17 protein-coding genes are annotated in these 23,321 nt (G+C 74.5%); 7 read left to right on the top strand and 10 right to left on the bottom strand.

Annotated features, from left to right (window positions below):
- Positions 1-13: 13 nt before the first annotated feature.
- From ACFU9E_RS29505 to ACFU9E_RS29475, 7 genes are all read right to left on the bottom strand, one after another.
- Positions 14-1,177 (bottom strand): glycosyltransferase, encoded by a 1,164-nt coding sequence (locus ACFU9E_RS29505; RefSeq protein WP_380683597.1) that lies wholly within the window; start codon positions 1,175-1,177, stop codon positions 14-16.
- 3 nt (positions 1,178-1,180) lie between these two features.
- Entirely contained in the window at positions 1,181-2,143 is a 963-nt protein-coding gene (locus tag ACFU9E_RS29500) for a polysaccharide deacetylase family protein (protein ID WP_380683599.1), read from the bottom strand.
- Positions 2,133-3,869, bottom strand: coding sequence for a lipid II flippase MurJ (locus ACFU9E_RS29495; RefSeq protein ID WP_380683601.1), 1,737 nt, complete (start codon positions 3,867-3,869; stop codon positions 2,133-2,135). Before ACFU9E_RS29495 ends, ACFU9E_RS29500 begins: the two co-directional genes overlap by 11 nt.
- Positions 3,866-5,185 carry an O-antigen ligase family protein gene (locus ACFU9E_RS29490; RefSeq protein ID WP_380683602.1) on the bottom strand — a complete coding sequence of 440 codons (1,320 nt, stop codon included), beginning with the start codon at positions 5,183-5,185 and terminating at the stop codon, positions 3,866-3,868. Before ACFU9E_RS29490 ends, ACFU9E_RS29495 begins: the two co-directional genes overlap by 4 nt.
- Before the next feature lie 8 nt (positions 5,186-5,193).
- Entirely contained in the window at positions 5,194-6,717 is a 1,524-nt protein-coding gene (locus ACFU9E_RS29485; RefSeq protein ID WP_380683603.1) for an exopolysaccharide biosynthesis polyprenyl glycosylphosphotransferase, read from the bottom strand.
- A 335-nt stretch (positions 6,718-7,052) separates the two neighbouring features.
- Positions 7,053-8,210 carry a glycosyltransferase gene (locus ACFU9E_RS29480; RefSeq protein ID WP_380683605.1) on the bottom strand — a complete coding sequence of 386 codons (1,158 nt, stop codon included), beginning with the start codon at positions 8,208-8,210 and terminating at the stop codon, positions 7,053-7,055.
- Between the two features lie 167 nt (positions 8,211-8,377).
- Positions 8,378-8,818 carry an SRPBCC family protein gene (locus ACFU9E_RS29475; protein ID WP_355373574.1) on the bottom strand — a complete coding sequence of 147 codons (441 nt, stop codon included), beginning with the start codon at positions 8,816-8,818 and terminating at the stop codon, positions 8,378-8,380.
- Between the two features lie 159 nt (positions 8,819-8,977).
- Here ACFU9E_RS29475 and ACFU9E_RS29470 point away from each other — a divergent pair, with 159 nt between their 5' ends.
- Positions 8,978-9,871 (top strand): HipA family kinase, encoded by an 894-nt coding sequence (locus ACFU9E_RS29470; protein ID WP_380683606.1) that lies wholly within the window; start codon positions 8,978-8,980, stop codon positions 9,869-9,871.
- 153 nt (positions 9,872-10,024) lie between these two features.
- Here the strand turns inward: ACFU9E_RS29470 and ACFU9E_RS29465 are convergent, their stop codons facing one another.
- From ACFU9E_RS29465 to ACFU9E_RS29455, 3 genes are all read right to left on the bottom strand, one after another.
- Positions 10,025-11,515 (bottom strand): S8 family serine peptidase, encoded by a 1,491-nt coding sequence (locus tag ACFU9E_RS29465; RefSeq protein WP_380687341.1) that lies wholly within the window; start codon positions 11,513-11,515, stop codon positions 10,025-10,027.
- Positions 11,516-11,817: 302 nt separating this feature from the next.
- Entirely contained in the window at positions 11,818-12,930 is a 1,113-nt protein-coding gene (locus ACFU9E_RS29460) for an amidohydrolase family protein (RefSeq protein ID WP_380687343.1), read from the bottom strand.
- Positions 12,931-13,159: 229 nt separating this feature from the next.
- A complete protein-coding gene (locus ACFU9E_RS29455) occupies positions 13,160-14,659 on the bottom strand; it encodes a glutamine synthetase (RefSeq protein ID WP_380687345.1) in 1,500 nt (499 codons plus the stop codon).
- Positions 14,660-15,160: 501 nt separating this feature from the next.
- Between ACFU9E_RS29455 and ACFU9E_RS29450 the strand changes: the two genes are divergently transcribed.
- The 6 genes from ACFU9E_RS29450 (at position 15,161) to ACFU9E_RS29425 (ending at position 23,272) form a co-directional block, all read left to right on the top strand.
- Positions 15,161-16,936: a 3-hydroxyacyl-CoA dehydrogenase family protein gene (locus ACFU9E_RS29450; RefSeq protein WP_380687347.1), complete on the top strand. Its 1,776-nt coding sequence runs from the start codon at positions 15,161-15,163 to the stop codon at positions 16,934-16,936.
- Between the two features lie 179 nt (positions 16,937-17,115).
- Positions 17,116-18,021 (top strand): TetR family transcriptional regulator, encoded by a 906-nt coding sequence (locus ACFU9E_RS29445; protein WP_380690420.1) that lies wholly within the window; start codon positions 17,116-17,118, stop codon positions 18,019-18,021.
- Between the two features lie 360 nt (positions 18,022-18,381).
- Positions 18,382-19,719 (top strand): crotonyl-CoA carboxylase/reductase, encoded by a 1,338-nt coding sequence (ccrA, locus tag ACFU9E_RS29440; protein WP_380687600.1) that lies wholly within the window; start codon positions 18,382-18,384, stop codon positions 19,717-19,719.
- Between the two features lie 10 nt (positions 19,720-19,729).
- A complete protein-coding gene (locus ACFU9E_RS29435; RefSeq protein WP_380687598.1) occupies positions 19,730-21,757 on the top strand; it encodes a protein meaA in 2,028 nt (675 codons plus the stop codon).
- Positions 21,758-21,780: 23 nt separating this feature from the next.
- The gene (locus ACFU9E_RS29430; RefSeq protein ID WP_380687596.1) at positions 21,781-22,740 is read left to right on the top strand and encodes an HpcH/HpaI aldolase/citrate lyase family protein; all 960 of its coding nucleotides are present in this window, start codon (positions 21,781-21,783) and stop codon (positions 22,738-22,740) included.
- Positions 22,741-22,768: 28 nt separating this feature from the next.
- Positions 22,769-23,272, top strand: coding sequence for a MaoC family dehydratase (locus ACFU9E_RS29425; protein ID WP_380687594.1), 504 nt, complete (start codon positions 22,769-22,771; stop codon positions 23,270-23,272).
- Positions 23,273-23,321: the final 49 nt, after the last annotated feature.

The following is a 23,321-nucleotide window of genomic DNA, read 5'->3' as shown; positions in this document are numbered from 1 at the left end:
GGGGACTCCTTGACTATGAGGGCCGACCGGCCGGCGGCCCGGCGTCTGCGGGGGTGCGGCCGGCCCGGCCCCGGGCCAGCCGGTCGTAGAGGGCGCCGAGCTCGGCGGCCACCCGGACGATGTCGTAGTGGCCGACCGCGGCCGGGCGGGCCAGCGGGTCGCACAGGTCACGGTGGTCGCGCAGCTCCCGCAGCGCGGCCGTGTACGCGGCGGCCTCGGAGGGGATCCGGCGGGCCTGCGGGGCGGCGCCGGGCGGAAGTTCGTCCAGCGCCGGACAGGCGCTGTGCCGCACCGGAAGGCCGGCCGCGAGCCCCTCCAGCACCCCGAGGCCGAAGGTCTCCTCGGTGGAGGGGGCGGCGAGCACGTCCAGGGCGGTGAGCAGATCGGGCACGTCGTCGCGCTCGCCGGTGAGCACCAGGCGGTCGCGGACGCCGAGGCCGGCGGCCCGCCGCTCCAGGGCGGACCGCTCGGGGCCTTCGCCGACCAGCACCAGGCGGGCCGCGCCGTCCAGCCCGGCCAGCGCCTCCAGCAGGACGTGGAAGCGCTTGCCCGGGACCAGCCGGCCGATCCCGCCGATCACCCGGCTCCCCTGCGGCAGGCCGAGTTCGGCGCGCACCCGGGCCCGGGTGGCGGCCCGGTCGGCGGGCGGACACCGGAAGCGGGCGGCGTCGATGCCGTTCGGGATCAGCTCGACCCTGGCCGGCGGGACGCCCCAGGCGTGCAGGGTCTGGGCCACCTGCCGGGAGACCGCGACGGTGGTGGTGCCGAGGCGTTCGCCGGCCAGGTAGAGGCCCTTGACGCCGCGGGTGACCGGCCGGCCCTCGATCACCCCGGGGTGCAGCGAGTGCTCGGTGGCGACCACCGCCCGCACCCCGGCCAGCCGGGCGGCGAGCCGGCCGTACAGCCCGGCCCGGTAGAGGTGGGTGTGCACCAGGTCGTAGCGCCCGGCCCGGACCCGGCGGGCCAGCCGGGGCAGCGCGCCGACGTCCCGGTTGCCGCGCATGCCGAGGTGGTGGACGGTGACGCCCTCGGCGCGCAGCGCGGCGGCCACCGCGCCGGGGTTGGTCAGCGCCAGCACCTCGCAGTGCTGGTGGGGCGGCAGATGGCGGAGCAGCAGCTGGAGCTGGCGCTCCGCCCCACCGGACGCCAGCCCGGTGACGATGTGCAGGATGCGCACCCGTCACCTGGCCCCGGGCCGGTGCTCGGGTTCGGCGAGGCGCTGGCGGAGTTCGGCGACGGTGTCGCGCAGGCGGTGGCGGCCGCGCTTGGCGCGCAGGCGCCAGGCGCCGTCGCGGTCGCCGACGTAGCAGCGCGGCAGGGCGTACCGGCCGGTGAGCGGGGAGTGCGCGATCGCGCAGGCGTAGTCGTAGCCCGCGTCCCGGACGGCCTGGGCGGCGGCCTGGTCGACGGCGCCGTACGGGTAGCAGAAGCCGGTGACCGGGCCGTCGACCACCTCCTCCAGGACCCGCCGGCTCTCCCGGGTCTGGGCGGCGAGCACATCGGCGGGCAGTCCGGCCAGCGCCTGGTGGCCGAGGCCGTGCGAGCCGATCTCCCACCCGGCGGCGGCGAGGTCGGTGACCTCCTGGACGGTGAGCAGGGTCTTCCGGGGGCCCTCGGTGTCCCAGTCGTTGGCGCGGCCGAGCAGGTCGGCGACCACGTACGCGGTGGCGGCGAAGCCGTACGCCTGGAGGATCGGCACGGCGTGGCGGGCGAAGTCGGCGTAGCCGTCGTCGAAGGTGAGGCCGACCAGTCTGTCGGCCCGCCCGGCCGCCCTGGCCCGCATCAGCTCCCGGACCGAGACGCCGCGCCATCCGCGCCGGTGCAGCCAGGCGATCTGCTCGGCGAACCGTTCGGGGCTGACGGTCAGCTGGTACGGGTCCTCCTTCTCGACGGCCACCGAGTGGTACATCAGGATCCACGGCGAGGTGGTGTCGGTGACCGGCGTCTCGGGCAGCGGGCGCCGGCTTCTGGGCAGTTGGGTCGGCGGTCTGCGGCTGCCGGAGCGCGGCGTGCCGGTCCGTGGCGGGTCGGCACGTGGTGGTTCGGTGCGCGGTGGTTCGGTGCGCCGGCCGCCGGCCGCCGGCGCGGCGGGGCGGCGTGTGCCCGACGGGAACAACCGGACTGATCCCCGTTCAGCATCCATGGGGAGGCTTCCCTTCATCGGCGACAGGTGACGGGCCGGGGACCGGCCCCAGGACCCGGAGGGCGGCACGGACCGGACCGCGCACCTCGTGGGCACCGAGGCCGGTGCCCAGGGCGGCGAAGGCCAGCGCGACGGTGAGGCCGCCGAGCGCGGTGGACAGCAGGGGGTCGGCGGCGAGGCGGGCGGCGGGCGTGCCGAGCGCGGCGGCGCCGGCGGCGGTGGCCAGCAGGCGGGCGTGGCCGCCGAGGACCCGTCGCAGCCGCAGCGGGATGCCGCGCAGGACCAGGCCGTGCAGCAGCAGCGCCGCGGTGCCGGTGATGCCGGCCGCGTTGCCGGCGGCCAGGCCGAGGGCGCCGAACCGGGGGGTGGCGAGCACCCCGACGACGACGGTGACGACCAGACCGAGCGCCATGGCGGCGGCCGGGTACCAGTCGAGCAGCCGGCGGCCGCCGTCCTCGGGACGGGGGTCGCCGGCCCGCCGGACCACCGGGCGCAGCGAGAAGTAGGGGCGGATCATCACCCCGATCAGCGTCTGGGCGAGCAGCCCGAAGCTGTAGACCCGGATGACGGCGGCGGTGGCGGCGGTGTCCCGGGGGCCGAAGGCGCCGCGCTCGAAGAGCAGCGCCACCACCGAGGGGGCGCAGGCCATCAGGAAGGCGGTGCCGAGCAGGACGACGGCCGCCGCCTGGCCGAGGTCCTTCTCCACCCGGTCGCGGGCGCCGGTGAGGTCCCCGGCGGCGAGCGCCCGGGCGACCAGCGGGAAGGTCACGGTGCAGATCAGGATCCCGGCGGTCATGGCCAGTTGGGAGACCTTGGCGGCGTAGTTGAGGTGCGAGATGGTGCCGGGCGGCAGCGCCGAGCCGAGGAACCGCTCGATGAAGACCTGGGCCTGGCGGGTCAGGGTGAACACGCCGACCGGCAGCAGGGCGAGCGGGATCAGCACCAGGGCGTTGCGGGAGCGGCGGGCGGCGCGGCCGGGTCGCCCGGTGCCGGCCCGCAGCCGGCGCAGGAACGGTCCGACCAGCAGTCCGGCCATCAGCAGGCTGCCGAAGGCCACACCGACCGCGGCGGCGCGCACGCCCCACAGCGCGTGGCAGGTGAGCAGCACACCGAGGATGCCGAGGTTGTAGGCGACGTAGATGCCGGCCGGCGCGGTGAACCGGTGGTGGGCGCGCAACCCGGCGGCGAGGTAGCCGGCCACGCCGAACGGCAACACGGTGATCGCGGTGATCCGGGTGCAGGTGACGGCGAGCCCGGGGTCGGCGAGGCCGGGGGCGAGCAGGTCGACGAGCCGTGGGGCGCCGAGCGCGGCGGTCAGCGAGAGGGTGGAGAGGGCGAGCAGCAGCCAGGGCAGGGTCGCGCGGACCAGCTGGCGGACCGGGTCGGGGCCGTCGGGGCGCTCCTCGCGGAGCACCAGGGCGAGTGCGAAGGCGGGCACCATGAGGAAGGACATGGCGTCCTCGATGAGCAGCGGCGCCGCGGTCTCGGGCACGGTCCAGGCGACGAGGAAGGCGTCGGTGCCCTGGTTGGCGCCGAAGTAGCGGGCGAGCAGGAGGTCGCGGAGCAGACCGAGGGCGGAGCCGGCGGCGCTGAGCACAGCGGTGACACCGAAGGCCTTGGCGAGGAAGCCGCGGCGCGGCCCGGTGGTGGGCGCGGCGGCGGCCGGTGCCGGCCGGGGGGCGGGCAGCGGGGCGGGGCTGAGCGCGGTGGGCCGGTCCGTGGTCATGCCGCGGCCCCGCGGGGGCGGGCCGCGTGGGCGGCGAGGCCGAGGACGATCGAGGTCAGCACGGTGGTGGTGCCGCCGATGTCGGAGTAGAGGAAGTCGACCAGGACCCAGGTGAGCAGGGCGAGGGCGGCGAGGCCGGCGCCGCGGGCGGTGCGCAGGCAGCCGAGGAACAGGCCGAGGAAGAGCAGGCCGTAGGCGGCGATGCCGAGGAGTCCCTGCTCGCTGAGCACCAGGAAGTACATGTTGTGCGGGGAGAGCAGCGGTTCGCGCTGGAAGCCGATGGTGGCGTCGGCGGCGTCGCTGCCGGAGGAGAGCCGCAGCGGGGCGTGGCTGTCGCGCAGTCGCTGGAAGGCCTTGGGGCCGGCGCCGGAGACGGGGTGGTCCTGCCAGATCCGCCCGGCGGTGGCCCACAGGTCGTAGCGGTCGGAGACCGACTGGTCGGGGGCCTCGGAGACGGAGCCGATCGAGGTGAGCCGGGCGGTGACGCCGGAGCCGCCGAGGCCGAACCCGCCGACCAGGACGACGGCGGCGGCCGTGCCGAGGACGGCGGAGCGGACGGCGAGCCGGGCGTCGGCGCGCAGCAGCAGGACGGTGGCGGCCGCGGCGGTGGCGATCCAGCTGCCGCGGCTGAAGGAGACGGCGAGCGGGAAGGTGAGGAAGGCGGCGGCGGCGAACAGCGCCCGCCGCAGCCGGGCGTCGCCCCCGGCCCCGCGTTCGGCGAGGGCGAGGGCCAGGGCGGCGAGCAGTCCGTAGCTGACGACGGTGGACATCGCCATGATGTCGAGGGCGCCGAAGGTGCCGACGGCGCGGATCGGGCGGCCGGTGTAGGAGGCGCCGGTGCCGGTGAGGAACTGGTGGGCGCCGACCAGGCCCTGGATCAGCGCGGCGATCACGAAGGAGCCGAGCACGAGCCGCTGGTCGGTGCGGTCGCGCAGGGCGCACAGCACGGCGGCCGGGACGAGCACGAAGACCTGGGTGAGCCGGACGAAGCCGGTGAGGCTGGTCGCCGGGTCGATCGAGCCGACGGTCGCGACGGCGGCGGCCAGCACGATCGCGCCGAAGCGGACGGCGTCGGCCCGCCCGATCGCGGGGGCGCGCCCGCGCAGCAGGTTCACGGCGGTGAGCGCGACCAGGGCGAGCGAGGCGAGGTCGGCGGCGGTGACGTGGACGGCGGCGGCGACGTCCTTCTCCCCCGTGGGCACGCAGACCAGCAGCACGGTGGCGGCGGCCAGCAGGCTGGGGCGTCGGTGGACGACGCCCCCCGCGCGCCGTAACAGCCTGGCGGGGCGCGGGGGTGCGGCGAGGGTCAGGGCCACGGAGTTGATCAGCTCCCGTCCGGGTGGAGCATGAGGACCGCGGTGCGGCACAGGATCTTGACGTCCTGCCAGAGGCTCCAGCTCTCGATGTAGCGGTTGTCGAAGCGGGCCCGGTCCTCGATCGAGGTGTCCCCGCGCAGGCCGTTGACCTGGGCGAGGCCGGTGAGGCCGACCGGGACGCGGTGGCGGTCCGCGTACTCGGGGTAGGCCTGGCTGAACCGCATGACGAAGTAGGGGCGTTCGGGGCGGGGGCCGACCAGGCTCATGTCGCCGCGCAGCACGTTCCACAGCTGCGGGAGCTCGTCGAGGGAGCTGCGGCGCATGAGCCGGCCGACGGCGCCCATCCGGTGGTCCTGGGAGATGTTCCAGCGGGTGGCGGACTCGTGCTCGTTGCTGGGCCGCAGGGTGCGGAACTTGAGGAGGGTGAAGACCCGGCCGTCGAGCCCGGTGCGCTGCTGGCGGAAGAGGACGCCGGGGCCGGTGTCGAAGCGGACGGCGAGCGCGCACAGGGCGAGGACCGGCGCGAGCAGCAGCAGGCCGATCGCGGCGGCGGTCACGTCCAGGGTCCGCTTCGCGGCCCAGCCGGGGCGGCGCATCGCGGCGCGGCCCACCCGCAGGCAGGGGAAGCCCCAGAGCTGGTCGGCGCCGGCCAGCCGCCCGGCGGCGAGCGAGCCGTACTCGCGCAGCGCCGGGACCAGCCAGACCTGGCAGCCGAGCCGGGCGGCGTCGCGCAGGGTGGCGGCGGTCTCCGCCTCGTCGGCGGCGCCGGCGGTGGCGACCACGTGCTGGACGCGGTGGCGGCGGACCTCGCGCTCCAGGGCCTCCCGGCCGCCGAGCACGGGCACGTCGGTGTCGCCGGCGAGCAGCGGCGGGTCGGCGTCGAGGAAGCCGACCGGGCGCATCCCGTACTCGCCGCGCTCGCTGAGGGCGGCGGCGACCCGGCGGCCGAGCCGGCCGGCGCCGAGCACCAGGACGGCGCTGGGGCGGCTGCGGCGGACCCGGCGCACCAGGTGGTAGAGGACGGCGCGGCCGCAGACGGAGAGCACCAGTTGGGTGCCGAGCAGGACGGTGAGCCGGGACGGGGTGGCCGGGCCGTAGTCGGGCCAGCGGCCCTCCAGGCAGCCGGCCAGGCTGATCGCGAAGGCGGCGGCGACCAGCGCCCGCGCGGCGAGGGCGGGCAGTTCGTCGAGCACCGAGAGGGTCAGGCGGGTGCGGTAGAGGCCGCCGGCCAGGTTGAGCAGGACCAGCAGCGGCAGGAGCGCGGCGACGCCGAGCAGCGGCGCGACCCGGACGGCCGGGTCGAGGACGCGGTTGGCGGTGCCGGTGGCGGTGCACAGGGCGAGCGCGTCGACGGCGACCAGGGCGGCGGGCAGCGCGAGCCGGGCGCGGACCGGGCGGCGGGGCCGGTGGACCGGTGGGGCGCTGCGGATCCGGTCGGCGTGCGTCGGACGGTCGAGCAGCCCGGTGGCGGGGCGGCGCGGGCCGGACAGGGTCCGGCCGGGCCGTGGCACGCTGTCGTGATCAATGGTCATCGGCGGACGAACTCCCCTGCTGTGTGCCCGGGGTGACGGCGGTCCGGTACCCGATGGCCCGGGGTGGCCGTCCAGGCCCGGTGAGCGCGGTCCTGACAGCACCTGCTACCGCTGGCGACTTTCGGTTTTCTCGCGAATTCCCGGCGTGAAATCGAAACGAAGCAGGCATAATCAGACGTTACCGAAAACCGGCTTGAATGCTGGAAGTTGACTTGCCGTTTCATTCCAGCCGCCCATTAATAGGTATTTCCGATTTGGCCCTCTCGCCCACAACCGGCGGAGGGTGCGAATACGGCAGCGCCGGAGCGGCGGGGCATTCACGGCATGTGAAACGATCAGATCCGCTGCGGGACACGGGCGCGGCGCCGCCCGGGCACCCGCCCGGCGCCCAGCAGGTCCCGGTAGAGCGCGTCGACCTGTTCGACGACCGATCGAACGTCATGACGGGCCGCGGCGTGCTCGCGCAGCCGGGTGCCGCGCCGCTCGCATTCGATCGGATCGGACAGCGCTTCGGCCATTCGGGTGATGAGCGCGGACACGTCCTCGGACGGCACCAGGGCGGACGCGCGTTCGGACGGCGGCAGGCACTCACGCGCCCCCGGCACGTCGGTCAGCAGCACCGGCCGGGCGCAGGCCATCGCCTCCAGCGGGGCCAGCGCCATGCCCTCCCAGCGCGAGGGCAGCACCACCAGGTCGGCCGCGGCCAGCCAGGGCCTCGGGTCGGCGACGTCGCCGACCAGCCGGACCCGCGACGGCCCGGCGCCCTCCCGGGCCATGGCGGCCAGCCGGGCCTCCTCCGGGCCGCCGCCGACCAGCGCCAGCCGGGCGCCCGGCACCCGGCGCCACACCTCGGGCCAGGCGGTGAGCAGCACGTCCTGCCCCTTCTGGCGACAGAGCCGGCCCACACAGACCGCGAGCGGTCCGGCCGGCTCCAGACCGAGCGCGATCCGGGCGGCCCGGCGGTCGGCGGGCGCGTAGTGGCGCACGTCCACGCCGTTGGGCACCACCGCCCAGTCGGCGTGCAGGCCGGCCGCGACGCCGTCGGCCCGCTCCTGGACGGAGACGCAGAGCAGCCGGTGCGCCCAGCGGGTCGCGTACCGCTCCCAGCGCAGGGTGGCCGCGGCGAGCGGGCCGTCGACGGCGGCGAAGGACCAGGCGTGCGGCTGGAAGACGGTCGGCACCGCGCCGCGCACGGCCAGCCGGCCGGCCAGTCCGGCCTTGGCGCTGTGCAGGTGGACCAGGTCGGGTCCGGCGGCCCGGACGATCCGGCGCAGCCGCCAGGCCTCGGCGGCGATGGCGGCGGGGCCGGGCGAGCGCCGGGCCGGCCAGTCGCGGACCAGCGCGCCGGCCGCGGCGGCCTCCTCGGCGAGCCGGCCGCCGGCGGGGCAGGCGACCAGCACCCGGTGGCCGGCCGCGCGCTGGCCGCGGACCAGGTCGACCACGACGCGGGCCACTCCGCCGTCGACCGGCTGGGAAATGTGAAGGATCGTCATATGCACGGCGGCGAGCCTAGGGTGGCCGCACCGCGGCCGGGCACCGTCGTCACCCGCAGGTGGCGGGGCGTCCACCCGTACGGCGCGCCGCTCGCACGGGTGGACGAACTCGTCGAATCCCTGGACGAGTTGAGGGTGGGATCCGGAAGGCCGGAACCCGCCGCGACTCAGCGCACCACGGCGGCCAGGTTGGTGAGCACCTCGTCGTGGATCCGGTTCAGGCCCTTGGGCGCGAAGGTGCGCTCGAAGAAGCCGCCGATGCCGGTGGCGCCCTGCCAGGTGGCCGTGACGGTGACCTTCGAGCGGCCCTCGCCGGCCGCCGCGACGGTCCAGGTGATCACCATGCTGGAGTTGGCGTCCTTCTCCACCAGCTGGTCCGGGCGCGGCGCCGAGACGGTGAACAGGCAGTCGCGGATCCGCTTCTCGGTGGCCTGCAGCTTCCAGTGCACCTGGGTGCCGGCGCCGGTGCCGCCGACCCGGACCTCGTACTCGCTGTACTGCGCGGGCAGCAGCTTGGGGCGGGTCACCTGGTAGTCGGCCAGGGCCTCGTACACCCGCTCGGGGGCCGCGTCGTAGACCCGCTCGGTGGTGGCCTGCACCTGTCCCATGGTCGTGCTCTCCTGTCACGGTCGTCCGGCGCCCGGTGGCCCGGCTCGCGGTCGCCCGGCGCCGGGTGGTCGTCGGGGTGGTACCGGCAAGCCAATCACAGCGGGCCGCCGGTGGCGGGCGGCGCCCTCCCCGGCGGAGCGGGCGTTAGGGTGGCGGGTGTGCTCGAACAGGTGACAGCAGTGCGATACGTCGACCCGCTGCGGGCCGGCGGTTCCGTTCCCGGCGTGGTGGAGACCGACGACCTGGGCACCTACGTGGTGAAGTTCACCGGGGCCGCCCAGGGGCGCAAGGCGCTGGTGGCGGAGGTGATCGTCGGCGAACTGGCGCGGCGGCTCGGCCTGCGGGTTCCCGAGCTGCGGCTGGTCGACTTCGACCCGGCGGTCGCCGACGGCGAGCCGGACCCCGAGGTCCAGGACATCCTGCGGGCCAGTCGCGGGATCAACCTCGGCATGGACCTGCTGCCCGGCTCCCGCGACTTCCGGCCCGGCATGATCGACGTCGACCCGGTCGAGGCCGGCCGGGTGATCTGGCTGGACGCGCTCACCGGGAACGTCGACCGGACGGTGCACAACCCCAACCTCATGGTCTGGCACGGCAGGCTCTGGCTGATCGACAACGGCGCCGCGCTGGTCTTCCACCACCGCTGGTCCGGCGCCGAGGCGTCCGTCGGCAAGCGCTACGACCTCAGCGCCCACGCCCTCGGCGGGTACCGGCCGGACGTCCGGCTGGCCGACGAGGAGCTCGGGCCGCTGGTCACGGTCGGGCTGCTGGAGGAGGTGGTGGCGCTGGTGCCGGACGCCTGGCTGGCCGACGAGCCGGGGTTCGGCTCGGTCGAGGAGCTGCGCCGGGCCTACGTGAACCAGCTGGCGGCGCGGGCGGTGCTCTCCGCCGAATGGCTGCCGGAGGGGTTCTCCACCCCCGAGCAGCTGCGCGAGGCGGAGCGGCGGCGGGCCGCGCGGAGCAGGGCGGGGCGGCCGGCCTGGCTGCAGGAGGTGCCGGACCTGCACGGCAAGCCGTCGGTGGAGACGGTCTGGGAGCACCACTTCGAGTGAGCCGGGCACCCCGGCCGGCTCGGGAACCGGCCCGTGGAACGACCTGCGGAACGGCCTGCGGGACGGCACGGGGAACGGCATGCGCGACGGGGGCGGGACTCGAAGTCCCGCCCCCGTCGCCGTGACTCAGGGTGTCAGCCGGTCAGCGATGGCTCACCGCCACCACTGGGCCGCCTTCTCGGCGTTGATGATGCCGGCGCCGTAGAAGCCGTTGTCGTCCGCGCCGCCCTCGCAGGTGGCGGTCCACTCGCCGGCGCCGCCCGGGTTGTACGGGGCCGACGGGCAGGCGTGCGACTCGGCCTGGTTGGTGAGCAGCTCGGTCAGCTCGTCCGCGCTGGCCCACGGGTGGGTGCTGGCGAGCAGGGCGAGCACGCCGGCGGCGTGCGGCGAGGCCATCGAGGTGCCCTGCATGTAGCCGTACTTGCCGCCCGGGATGGTGGACAGCACGCGGCCGTTCTTGTCCGGGGTGTTCGGGATCTGGTAGCGGCGGTCGCCACCGGGGGCGGCCACCGTGACCTTGCCCTTGCCGTAGCTGGAGTAGTACGCCTTGTCGCCGTTGACGCCCACCGAGGAGACCGCGACGACGCCGTCCAGCTCGGTCGGCAGGTTCAGGCAGTCCTGGGTGATCGGGCGCTCGACCGGGGTGGTGTCGTCCGGGCTGGCGACGTCCTTGGTCTTGTGGGCGAGGTCGATGTTCTCGTTGCCCGCCGCGGCGACGTTGAGGACGCCCTTGCGCTGCGAGAACTCGACGGCGCGGCGGACGGCGGTGGAGATCGCCGCCTGGTCGGCGTCGTTCTGGCAGTTGAACATCCACGGGTCGACGAAGTAGCTGTTGTTCGTGACCTTGAACTTGTGCTCACCGGCCCAGACGAAGCCGCAGATGGCGTACTCCGGGTAGATGAAGCCGCCGTCGTCGACGACCTTCACCGCGGCGAGCTTGACGTTCGGGGCGATGCCCTCGATGCCCTTGCCGTTCTTGGCGGCGGCGATGGTGCCGGCCACGTGGGTGCCGTGGTCGCCGTCGACGCCCGGCTGCCAGGCCTCCCAGGCGGTGTTCGGCTTGCCGCCGTCGATGCAGGAGACCGACTGCGAGGCGTCGACGTTGGCGGCGAGGTCCTCGTGGGTGCCGTCGATGCCGGAGTCCAGCACGCCGACGGTGACCTTGTTGCTGCCCAGGGACAGCTTGTGGGCCTTGTCCACGCCGATCTGGCGCATGTCCCACTGGTTGGCCCAGAGGGGCTCCTCGCCGGCGACGGCGGCGGCGGCCGGGGCGTCGACGACCTCGGCGACCCGGTCCTCGGAGGCGGTGATGCCCTTGGTGCGGCTGGCACCGACCGACTCGACGCCCTTGGCCTGCCGCAGCTTGGCGGCGAACCGGGTGTCGTCCGAGCGGGCGATCACCACGCCGATCTGCTCGTAGGAGTACACGACGGTGCCGCCGAGGGACGTGATCGCCTTCTCGACCTTCTGCACCTGGCCGTGGTTGGCCTTGGTGTTGACGACGTAGCTGAGCAGCGGACCGGTCGTCGACTGCGACCCGGAGGCGGCGACGGCGGTGCCGGCCGGCAGCGCGAGGGCGCCGGCGGTGGCGAGGACGAGGCCCACCGCCGCATACCGGGTCCGGCTGATCCGAGGAACACTCATAGGGGTTGGCCCTCCCGAGTCGTCATGCAGCAGCTGCGGTTGGCAGGTGCACTTGGAATGATCGGGACGTTAGTGAACAAGTGTTGCAATCCGCAAGAGGTAGTCATCCAATCGTCACAACCCCGCCACCGACGGAAGGTATGACTCCGCCTCTGCTGGGCAGGCCGGGCGATCCGACGACCACGAAGGCACACCGGCGTCGGGAGCCTCACCCTATTCAGCCGGGCCGACGGCGGAACAGGCGTGCGGGGCGGCCGGAAACGGCCAGTGGCGGATCATCGCCAAGCCGGAGCGGCGGACGGTCAGAGCGCGTACAGTCGGCGGGCGTTGTCGGCCGCCACCTGACGGGCCAGCCGGTCGGAGTCGGCTGCGGAGCACGCGCCGTCGGCGCGCCAGCCGTCCAGCAGGGCGCCCAGGCCGTGCCGGAACTGGGCCGCGCCGACCAGGTACAGCTCGGGCAGGCCGTAGGCGTCGGTGGAGAACAGCAGCTTGCCGAACGGCACCAGCTCCAGCATCTCCCCGAGCACCGCCGCCGCCCGGGGACCGACGTAGGAGGTGGTCAGGCCGAGGTCGGTGTACACCAGCGGGAAGGCCTGCGCCAGCCAGGCGGCCTGCCGGTGGTACGGGTAGCCGTGCAGCAGCACCAGCGGGACGCCGCTCGGCTCGGCGGCGCGCACGAAGCCGGCCAGCAGCGAGGGGTCGGCGAGGTGCAGGGTGACGTCGGGGTCGCCGAAGCCGGTGTGCAGTTGGAGCGGCAGCCGCAGCACGGCGCAGACCTCCAGGGCGGTCCACAGCAGTTCACGCAGCAGCACCGGGTCGGTGAGCCGGCCGCCCCCGGCGCGCTGCCGCTCGGCGGCGGCGGCCGTGACCTCGGCCGGGGAGGGGCGTTCGGCGGGCACCGCCAGGCCGCCGCGGTAGGCCAGCACCGACTTCACCGCGACGGCGCCGACGGCCGCCCCGGCCAGCGCCTCGCGGACGGCCCCGGCCCAGGCGCCGGGCGGGGCGGCGACGGTCTCGGCGATCGTCTCCAGCCGGACCACCTCGCGCACCCGGACGCCGGCCGCCTCGGCGAACTCGCCGAGCGGCAGCAGCGGACGGCCGGCGGCGGCGGTCAGCCCGGTGTCGACCAGACAGGTGTCCAGACCGGCGGCGGCCAGCAGCCGGCGGGTGGCCCGCACGGCGCCGAGCTCGCGCCGCCGGGCGAGGTACTCCTCGGCCGACGCGTGCGCCGGCAGCCCGAGCGCGGGCGGGCACCAGCGGCGGACGGCGAGGCCGAGTGCGCTGTCGAACGGCGAGGTGCCCGGGGCCGGCGGGCGGTCGGACTCGGTGAGCAGCCCCGCCAGCGCGTCGCCGGCGAGTTCGGCCGTCACCACGCTGTGGCAGTGGTGGTCGACCAGCGCGGGGACGTCCAGCACGCGTACAGGGCCTCTCTTTCGGATCACGCCGGACCAGCGGGCGTCGTTGATGGGCCCCTCCTGCCCGTGGGCGGGCGAGGAGGGAGCGTGCATCGGCGGCACGGAGGTGGGGGCACCTCCCGGCCGGAGGCTGGGGGCGGAGTCCATGCGGTGGGGGTACCTCCCGGCCGGAGGCTGGGGGCGTGCGTGCTCCGGTGGCGACCGCCCGGCGTGGTCCGAAACAGAGGCCCTAGTACCGCCAGCGGGTGGCGGCGGCCAGCTCCTCGGGGGGCGCGTCGGCGTACTGGTCGGCCTCGGCCTCCCGGACGGCGAGCACGGCCCCGTACAGGGCCTCGCCGAGCGCCTCGCGCAGCAGCGCGGACCGGCGGTAGGCGGCGATCGCCTCGCCCGGCCCCGAGGGCAGCCGGGGGACCGCGCCGGCCTCGGCCTGCGCCGGGTCGCCGGTGAACTCCGGCGGCAGCGCGAGCCGTTGGTCGAGGCCGGCGAGGCCGGCGGTGATCACCCCGCCGACCGCCAGATAGGGGTTGGCGGTGGCGTCGAAGCACTTGACCTCGGCGTTGGCGGCCGAGGCTCGCTCGCCGGCGGAGCCGGTGACCAGCCGCAGCGCGGCCTCCCGGTTCTCCAGGCCCCAGCACTGGTAGGCGCCGGCCCAGTGCGAGGGGACCAGCCGCAGGTAGCCGGCCGGGCTGGAGCAGCCGAGCACCAGCAGTTCGGGCAGCGCGCCGAGCACCCCGGCGAGGAAGCCCTCGGCCTCGGCGGTGAGGCCGTGCGGGCCGGGGCCGCCGTGGGCGAGGTTGCGGCCGTCCCGCCAGAGGCTGAGGTGGAGATGGCCGCCGTTGCCGACACCACCGGCCTCGACCGCCGGGGCGAAGGAGACCCGCAGGCCGTGCCGGGCGGAGACGGCGCGGATCGTCTGCCGCACCAGCACCGAGGTGTCGGCGGCCTCGACCGGGCCCTCGGGGGCGAGCGAGACCTCGAACTGGCCCGCCGCGTACTCGGGGTGGATCTGGAGCACGGTCAGGCCCTGCTCGCCGAGGGCGCGCAGCACGTCGCGCAGGTAGTCGGAGAGCTCGGTCAGCCGCTGCATGCCGTAGGCCGGGCCGGCCGTCGGGTAGCGGGGCTCCTCCTCGGGCGGGCCGGCCAGCGCGACCACCCACTCGATCTCGACACCGGCCTTCAGCGTCAGCCCCTGCGCGGCGGCGGCCGCGACCGCCCGGCGGGCGAAGAGCCGCTGGCAGCCCGGGTGCGGGGCACCGCCCTGGGTGTAGCGGTCCCCCGGCGCCCAGGCCCAGCCCGGCTGGGCGGCGAGCGGCACGATCCGTTCGACGTCGGGGTAGAGCCGCAGGTCCCCGGTGGGGCCGCCGATCAGCGGGCTGGTGACGATGGTGTCGTCGGCGAGGAAGACGTCGAAGCAGGGGGCCGTGCCGACGCCCCACTGGGCCGCGTGCACCAGGCCGCCGAGCGGCACCGCCTTGACCCGGGTGATCCCGGCGTTGTCCACCCAGGTGACGGCGACCGCCTCGACCCCGGCGGTCCGCAGCCGGTCGACCGCCAGCTGGGCGCGCTGCCCGCGCTCGGCCCGGTCGACCCGGGGCGGCACGGCGCCGCCCTCGGGCCCGGCGGCGGGCGCCTCGGCGGACGCCCGGTCGGCCCCCCTGCTGGATCCGGCCCCCCTGCTGGACTCGGCGGACGGATCGGGACGGCCCGCGGCGACGGTTCCGGTGCTCATGCCCTCATGCTCCCCCGGCCCGCGGGGGCGCGTAACTCCCCTATCGGGTGGTCCGAACGGACGTCCGTCCACCCCCGTCCCCCGTGCGGGTGATCGCCCGGCCGTGAGCGGCGGAGAATCAGCGCCCGACCCCCTTCCTACCGGCTGGTAGCTTCGCTACAGTGTCGGCACGCACCACCGTCGGGCTTCGGGAGCCGCACCGACGGGGGCGCCGTCCGCCGCGCGGGACTCGCGCGGAGCGGGCGGCGCGCGACGGTGCTCTCGTTCACCGGTGGGCGCCGCGGACCGCGGCCGCAGCCGGGACTTCCCTCCTCCGTGTTCAGAGCCGCTGCCCCACGTCGAGCGCCTGAGTACCACGGCACACCCGCTGCACCGCCGGAGCGGACCGGCGACGGCACGGTGGCCGCAACCGTCATCCCCCCGCACCCGCGCGCGGACCCTCCTCCGGGGGCGCGCCCTCCGGAGCGCGCGCGGGCCTTCCATGACAAGGAGTCAGGACAGATGGAGCGTCCCTTCCCCACGGTCGCCGTGGTCGGGCTCGGCACGATGGGCTCCGGCGTCGCGGTCGCGGTCGCCAGGAGCGGCCGGCGGGTGATCGGCATCGAGGCCGACGAGGCCTCGGCCGCCCGGGCGCTGGCCCGGATCGAGGAGGCCACCGCGCACGCGGTGGCCCGCGAGCGGCTCACCGCCGAGGAGCGGACCGGGCTGCTGGCCCGGATCACCGTCGGCCACGCGCTGGAGGCCGCCGCCGGGGCCGCCCTGGTGATCGAGGAGGTCCCCGAGCGGCTGGAGCTCAAGCGGGAGCTCTTCGCCGAGCTGGACCGGATCTGCCCGGCCGACACCGTGCTGGCCACCGGCACCACCGCGCTGTCGGTGACCCGGATCGCCGCCGCCACCGCCCGCCCGGACCGGGTGCTCGGCCTGCACTTCTTCAACCCCGTGCACACCATGAGGCTGGTCGAGGTGGTGCGCACCGTGCTCACCTCCCCCCAGGTGGCCGAGCAGGCCGCGGCCCTCGCCCGGGACCTCGGCAAGGAACCGGTGGCGGCCGGCGACCGGCCCGGCTTCGTGGTCAACGGCCTGCTCTTCGCCTACCTCAACCAGGCCGCCGCGATGTACGAGTCCCGGTACGCCACCCGGGAGGACATCGACGCCGCGATGCGGCTGGGCTGCGGCCTGCCGATGGGCCCGCTGGCGCTGCTCGACCTGATCGGCGTGGACACCGCCCGGACCGTCCTGGAGGCGATGTACGAGCAGTCGAAGGACCGGCTGCACGCGCCCGCGCCGATCCTCGGCCAGCTGGTCTCCGCCGGGCTGCTGGGCCGCAAGTCCGGCCGCGGCTTCTACGCCTACGAGGCGCCCGGCTCCTCGAAGGCCGTCGACGCCGCCGCCGGCCCGGCCCGGCCGAAGGTCCCCGGGCGGGAGGTGCGCAGCGTCGGCGTCTGCGGCTCGGGCACCATGGCCACCGGCATCGTCGAGGTGTTCGCCAAGGCCGGGTTCCCGGTGCTGCTGGCCGCCCGCAGCCAGGAGAAGGCGGAGCGGGCCAAGGCTCAGCTGGCGAAGTCGCTGGAGCGCTCGGTCGCCAAGGGCCGGCTGGCCGCCGAGCAGCGGGACGCCGCGCTGGCGCTGGTCACTCCGGTCGGACGGTACGAGGAGCTGGCCGGGGTGGACCTGGTGGTGGAGGCGGTCGCCGAGGACCTGGCGGTCAAGCGCGAACTGTTCGCCACCCTGGACGCGATCGTCGAGCCGGGCGCGGTGCTGGCCACCACCACCTCCTCGCTGCCGGTGATCAGCTGCGCCTCGGCGACCTCCCGGCCGCAGGACGTGATCGGCATGCACTTCTTCAACCCGGCGCCGGCGATGCGGCTGGTGGAGGTGGTCTCCACGGTGCTGACCGCCCCGGACGTCACCGCGACCGTGCTGGAGCTGTGCGCGAAGGTCCGCAAACACCCGGTGGAGTGCGGGGACCGCGCCGGGTTCATCGTCAACGCGCTGCTCTTCCCCTACCTGAACGACGCGGTGCGGATGCTCCAGGAGCACTACGCGACGGTGGACGACATCGACACCGCGATGAAGCTCGGCTGCGGGTACCCGATGGGCCCGTTCGAGCTGCTGGACGTGGTCGGCCTGGACGTCTCGCTGACCATCGAGCAGGTGCTGCACCAGGAGTTCCGGGAGCCAGGCCTGGCCGCGGCGCCGCTGCTGGAGCACCTGGTGGCGGCCGGCTGCCTGGGCCGCAAGACCGGCCGCGGCTTCCGCGACCACGCGCGCCGATGACCGCCCCGCCACCCTCCGGGCGGCAGCCCGGCCGGCCTCCGGTGCGCCCGGAGCGGGCCGGCTGGTGGCCGGGCGCGGCCCCGGCGCGCCGGCCCGGACCCGCGGCGGGCGCACCGGTCCCGCCGGTCCGCCGGGAAAGGCCCCCGGGCGCGGCGCCGGGGGCGTGTAGCGTTCCGGGCATGGATCGGGTTCAGTCAGTCTCCCCGCAGCAATCCGCCCCGGCGCGCGACGGCCGGCCGGCCGGGACCGGCCAGGACGGGGGCCCGGGCGGCCGCCGGGCGGCGGCGCAGCGCCAGCAGATGCGTCAGGATCTGGCCACCGCCGCCATGGAGCTGTTCGCCTCGCAGGGCTACGAGGAGACCACGGTCGACCAGATCGCGGCGGCGGCCGGGGTGGCCCGGCGGACCTTCTTCCGGTACTTCCGGTCCAAGGAGGAGGCGATCTTCCCGGACCACGACGACACCCTGGTCCGGGTGGCCGACCTGCTGGCCAGTGCCGAGCCGGAGGAGCACCCGCTGGACGTGGTCTGCCGGGGCATCAAGGAGGTGCTGCGGATGTACGCCTCCACGCCCGGGGTGTCGGTCGCGCGGTACCAGTTGATCCGTCAGGTGCCGGCGCTGCGCGAGCGGGAGATCGCCGTGGTGGCCCGCTACGAGCGGCTGTTCACCCGGTACCTGCTGGGCCGCTTCGACACCGCCGGGGAGATCCCCTCGGGCTGGCAGCGCGCCGGCGAGGACGACTCGATGCTGGCCGAGGTGTCGGCGGCGGCCGTGGTCGCGGCCCACAACCACGTGCTGCGGCGCTGGCTGCGGGCGGGCGGGCGGGGCGACGTCGAGGCGCAGCTGGACCACTCCTTCGAGGTGATCCGGCGGACCTTCTGGGCGTCCAGCTCGCCGGGCGCGCGGCGCCGCGGTGCCGTTGTGGCACCCGGTGCCAGTGCGACCGAGGCGGAGGCCGCGACGGCAAGCGCACTGAGTGCCAGCCCCGGAGGTGAGGTGCTCATCACAGTCGCCCGCACGGACGCCCCGCTGGAGGTCGTGGTGGACGCCGTGCGGGCCGCCCTGGAGGGCGCCAAGCAGGCCTGATAGCCGAAGTTTTCGCAGCTCACAGCAGTTTCCAGGGCCCGCGCCGGACCATCGGCGCGGGCCCTTCCGATGCCCTTCGAGGGACCCGCCGAGGGGGCCGCGGCCCGCCGGAATTGCTGGCACGCCGTGTCTTTACGAGTGGCACAGGGTGCCACTACCTTGTTACCCACCAGTCGCGGCGCCGCGGCTCCCCACCTCGGCGCGCCGTCGTACCGGCGCTCCCCCAACCCCGGGAGCGACCCACCGCAGTGCCAGGCCCACCAGCCACCCACCCACCACCCCGTTCAGCGAAGCCGGTGTCCGCTCCCGGCTCCCCCAGACGCCCTGTGCCCTCACACAGGTACGCCTTCGGAGGCAGCCATGAAGGAAATCCTCGACGCGATCCTCAGCCCCGACAGCACCTCGGCGGACTTCGCCGACGTGAAGCTGCCGGAGTCCTACCGGGCGGTGACGCTCCACAAGGACGAGGAGCAGATGTTCGCCGGCCTCGACAGCCGCGACAAGGACCCCCGCAAGTCCCTCCACCTCGACGAGGTCGCACTGCCCGAGCTGGGCCCGGGTGAGGCCCTGGTCGCCGTGATGGCGAGCGCCGTGAACTACAACACCGTGTGGAGCTCGATCTTCGAGCCGGTCTCCACCTTCGGCTCCCTGGAGCGCTACGGCCGGCTCTCCCCGCTCGCCAAGCGCCACGACCTGCCGTACCACGTCGTCGGCTCGGACCTCGCCGGCGTGGTGCTGCGCACCGGCGCCGGGGTCAACGCCTGGAAGCCGGGCGACGAGGTGGTCGCGCACTGCCTCTCCGTCGAGCTGGAGTCCTCCGACGGCCACAACGACACGATGATGGACCCGGAGCAGCGGATCTGGGGCTTCGAGACCAACTTCGGCGGCCTCGCCCAGCTGGCCCTGGTGAAGACCAATCAGCTGATGCCCAAGCCCGCCCACCTGACCTGGGAGGAGGCCGCCTCCCCCGGCCTGGTCAACTCCACCGCCTACCGCCAGCTGGTCTCGCAGAACGGCGCCGGCATGAAGCAGGGCGACAACGTGCTGATCTGGGGCGCCAGCGGCGGCCTCGGCTCCTACGCCACCCAGTACGCGCTGGCCGGCGGCGCCACCCCGATCTGCGTCGTCTCCAGCCCGCAGAAGGCCGACATCTGCCGGGCGATGGGCGCCGAGGCGATCATCGACCGCTCCGCCGAGGGCTACCGGTTCTGGAAGGACGAGCAGACCCAGGACCCGCGCGAGTGGAAGCGGCTCGGCGGGCGGATCCGCGAGCTGACCGGCGGCGAGGACGTCGACATCGTCTTCGAGCACCCCGGCCGGGAGACCTTCGGCGCGAGCGTCTACGTCACCCGCAAGGGCGGCACCATCGTCACCTGCGCCTCCACCTCCGGCTTCATGCACCAGTACGACAACCGGTACCTGTGGATGTCGCTCAAGCGGATCGTCGGCTCGCACTTCGCCAACTACCGCGAGGCCTGGGAGGCCAACCGGCTGGTCGCCAAGGGGAAGATCCACCCGACCGTCTCCAAGGTCTACCCGCTGGAGCAGACCGGCCAGGCCGCGCTGGACGTGCACCACAACAAGCACCAGGGCAAGGTCGGCGTGCTCTGCCTGGCCCCCGAGGAGGGCCTGGGCGTGCGCGACACCGAGCTGCGCGCCCGGCACGTCGACGCGATCAACCGCTTCCGGAACATCTGAGGGTGACCTGATGATCGATCAGAAGCGCGACCGCCCCTGGCTGATGCGCACCTACGCCGGGCACTCCACGGCGGCGGACTCCAACGCGCTGTACCGGCGGAACCTCGCCAAGGGCCAGACCGGCCTCTCGGTGGCGTTCGACCTGCCGACCCAGACCGGCTACGACTCCGACCACGTCCTCGCCCGCGGCGAGGTCGGCCGGGTCGGCGTCCCGGTCGGCCACGTCGGCGACATGCGGGCCCTGTTCGACGGCATCCCGCTCGAACGCACCAACACCTCGATGACCATCAACGCCACCGCGATGTGGCTGCTGGCGCTCTACCAGGTGGTCGCCGAGGAGCAGGGCGCCGACATCGCCGCGCTCACCGGCACCACCCAGAACGACATCGTCAAGGAGTACCTGTCGCGCGGGACGCACGTCTTCCCGCCCGGCCCCTCGGTGCGGCTGATCACCGACATGATCGCCTACACGGTCGGGAACATCCCCAAGTGGAACCCGATCAACATCTGCAGCTACCACCTCCAGGAGGCCGGGGCCACCCCGGTCCAGGAGATCGCCTACGCGATGTGCACGGCGATCGAGGTGCTGGACGCCGTCCGCGACTCCGGCCAGGTGCCGGCCGGGCGGATGGGCGAGGTGGTCGCCCGGATCTCCTTCTTCGTCAACGCCGGCGTGCGGTTCGTCGAGGAGATGTGCAAGATGCGGGCCTTCGGCCGGCTCTGGGAGAAGGTCACCCGTGAGCGGTACGGCATCGAGGACCCCAAGCAGCGCCGGTTCCGCTACGGCGTCCAGGTGAACTCGCTCGGCCTGACCGAGGCGCAGCCGGAGAACAACGTCCAGCGGATCGTGCTGGAGATGCTCGCCGTCACCCTCTCCAAGGACGCCCGCGCCCGCGCCGTCCAGCTGCCCGCCTGGAACGAGGCGCTCGGCCTGCCCCGTCCGTGGGACCAGCAGTGGTCGCTGCGGATCCAGCAGGTGCTCGCCTACGAGTCCGACCTGCTGGAGTACGGGGACCTCTTCAACGGCTCCGACGTCGTCGAGGCCAAGACCGCCGAGCTGCTGGCCGGCGCCGAGGCGGAGATCGCCAAGGTGCTGGGGATGGGCGGGGTGATCCCGGCCGTCGAGTCCGGCTACCTGAAGTCCAACCTGGTCGCCTCGCACGCGGCCCGCCGGGCCCGGATCGAGTCCGGCGAGGACCGGATCATCGGGGTGAACTGCTTCGACACCACCGAGGAGAGCCCGCTCACGGCCGACCTCGACACCGCGATCACGGTCGTCGACCCGGCCGCCGAGCAGTCCGTGCTGGCCGCACTGGAGGCCTGGCGCGGGCAACGCGACGAGGCCGCCGCGCTGCGCGCCCTGGAGGAGCTCAAGGCCGTCGCCGCCACCGACGCCAACCTGGTGCCGGCCACCCTGGCCTGCGCCCGGGCCGGGGTCACCACCGGCGAGTGGGCCTTCGCGCTGCGCGAGGTGTTCGGCGAGTACCGCGCGCCCACCGGCGTCGGCGGCGCCCCGGTCGCGGTCGCCGCCGAGCCCGGCGGCGAGCTGGCCGCGGTCCGCGAGGCGGTCGCCGCGACCGCCGCCGAGCTGGGCGCCGGCAAGCTGCGCCTGCTGGTCGGCAAGCCCGGGCTGGACGGCCACTCCAACGGGGCCGAGCAGATCGCCGTCCGGGCCCGCGACGCCGGGTTCGAGGTGGTCTACCAGGGCATCCGGCTCACCCCCGAGCAGATCGTCTCGGCCGCCGTCGCCGAGGACGTCCACTGCGTGGGCCTGTCGATCCTCTCCGGCGCCCACTCCGAGCTGGTCCCGGACGTGCTGCACCGGCTGCGCCGCGCCGGGGTGGAGGATGTCCCGGTGATCGTGGGTGGCATCATCCCGGCAGCGGACGGCGAGGCCCTCAGGGCCGCCGGCGTCGCCGCCGTCTTCACCCCGAAGGACTTCGGCATCACCACCATCATCGGCCGGATCGTGGACGAGATCCGGCTGGCCAACAGGCTCCAGCCCTGGACGCCCGCCCCGGCCACGACGACCAGCTGACCCCGGAAGGACCCTCTCCCACCATGACTGTCAACCGCCTGCGCCCGCGCCGCTCCTGCCTCGCCGTACCCGGCAGCAACCCGCGCTTCCTGGAGAAGGCCCAGGGCCTGCCCGCCGACCAGGTCTTCCTCGACCTGGAGGACGCCTGCGCCCCGCTGGTCAAGGAGAGCGCCCGGCACTCGATCGTCGACGCGCTGAACAACGGCGACTGGGGCGGCAAGACCCGCGTCGTCCGGGTCAACGACTGGACCACCCACTGGACCTACCGCGACGTGATCACCGTCGTCGAGGGCGCGGGCCCCAACCTCGACTGCATCATGCTGCCCAAGGTCCAGGACGCCGAGCAGGTCAAGGCGCTCGACCTGCTGCTCACCCAGATCGAGAAGACCATGGGCTTCGAGGTCGGCCGGATCGGCATCGAGGCGCAGATCGAGAACGCCAAGGGCCTCATCAACGTCGACGCCATCGCCCAGGCCTCGCCCCGGCTGGAGACCATCATCTTCGGCCCGGCCGACTTCATGGCCTCGATCAACATGAAGTCCCTGGTGGTCGGCGAGCAGCCGCCCGGCTACTCCGCCGACGCCTACCACTACATCCTGATGCGCATCCTGATGGCCGCCCGCGCCCACGACCTCCAGGCGATCGACGGTCCCTACCTGCAGATCCGCAACCAGGAGGGCTACCGCGAGGTGGCCGGCCGCGCCGCCGCGCTGGGCTTCGACGGCAAGTGGGTGCTGCACCCGGACCAGGTCGCCGCCGCCAACGAGATCTTCTCGCCCTCCCAGGCGGACTACGACCACGCCGAGCTGATCCTCGACGCCTACGACTGGTGCACCTCCGAGGCCGGCGGCTTCAAGGGCTCGGCGATGCTCGGCGACGAGATGATCGACGAGGCCAGCCGCAAGATGGCGCTGGTCGTCTCCGGCAAGGGCCGGGCCGCCGGTCTGCAGCGCACCTCCAAGTTCGAGCCCCCGCAGGCCTGACAGCCCCGACCCCGAGGATCACTGAGACATGCAGTTCGGACGCACCTACGAGGAGTTCGAGGTCGGCGCGGTGTACAAGCACTGGCCCGGCAAGACGGTCACCGAGTACGACGACCACCTCTTCTGCCTCCTCACCATGAACCACCACCCGCTCCACCTGGACACCAACTACGCCGAGCGGACGACCGACTTCGGCCGCAACGTGGTGGTGGGCAACTACGTCTACTCGCTGCTGCTCGGGATGTCCGTCCCGGACGTCTCCGGCAAGGCGATCGCCAACCTGGAGATCGAGTCGCTGCGGCACGTCGCGCCGACCTTCCACGGCGACACGATCTACGGCGAGACCACCGTGCTCGACAAGTGGCCGTCCAAGTCCAAGGACGACCGCGGCATCGTGTACGTCGAGACCAAGGGCTACAAGCAGGACGGCACGGTCGTCTGCGTCTTCCGCCGCAAGGTGATGGTGCCGACCGCGACGTACATCGAGGCGCGCGGCGGCGAGCAGCCCGGCCGCCCCGTCCCGCTCGACTGATCCCCCCCCCGCAGGAAAAAGCCCCGGACGGGCCGGCCGCCGTCATCGG

The organism is Kitasatospora sp. NPDC057595, from assembly GCF_042800875.1.
In the GTDB taxonomy this organism is placed as follows: Bacteria; Actinomycetota; Actinomycetes; order Streptomycetales; family Streptomycetaceae; genus Kitasatospora.
This window is presented reverse-complemented; position numbering and strand designations above follow the sequence as displayed.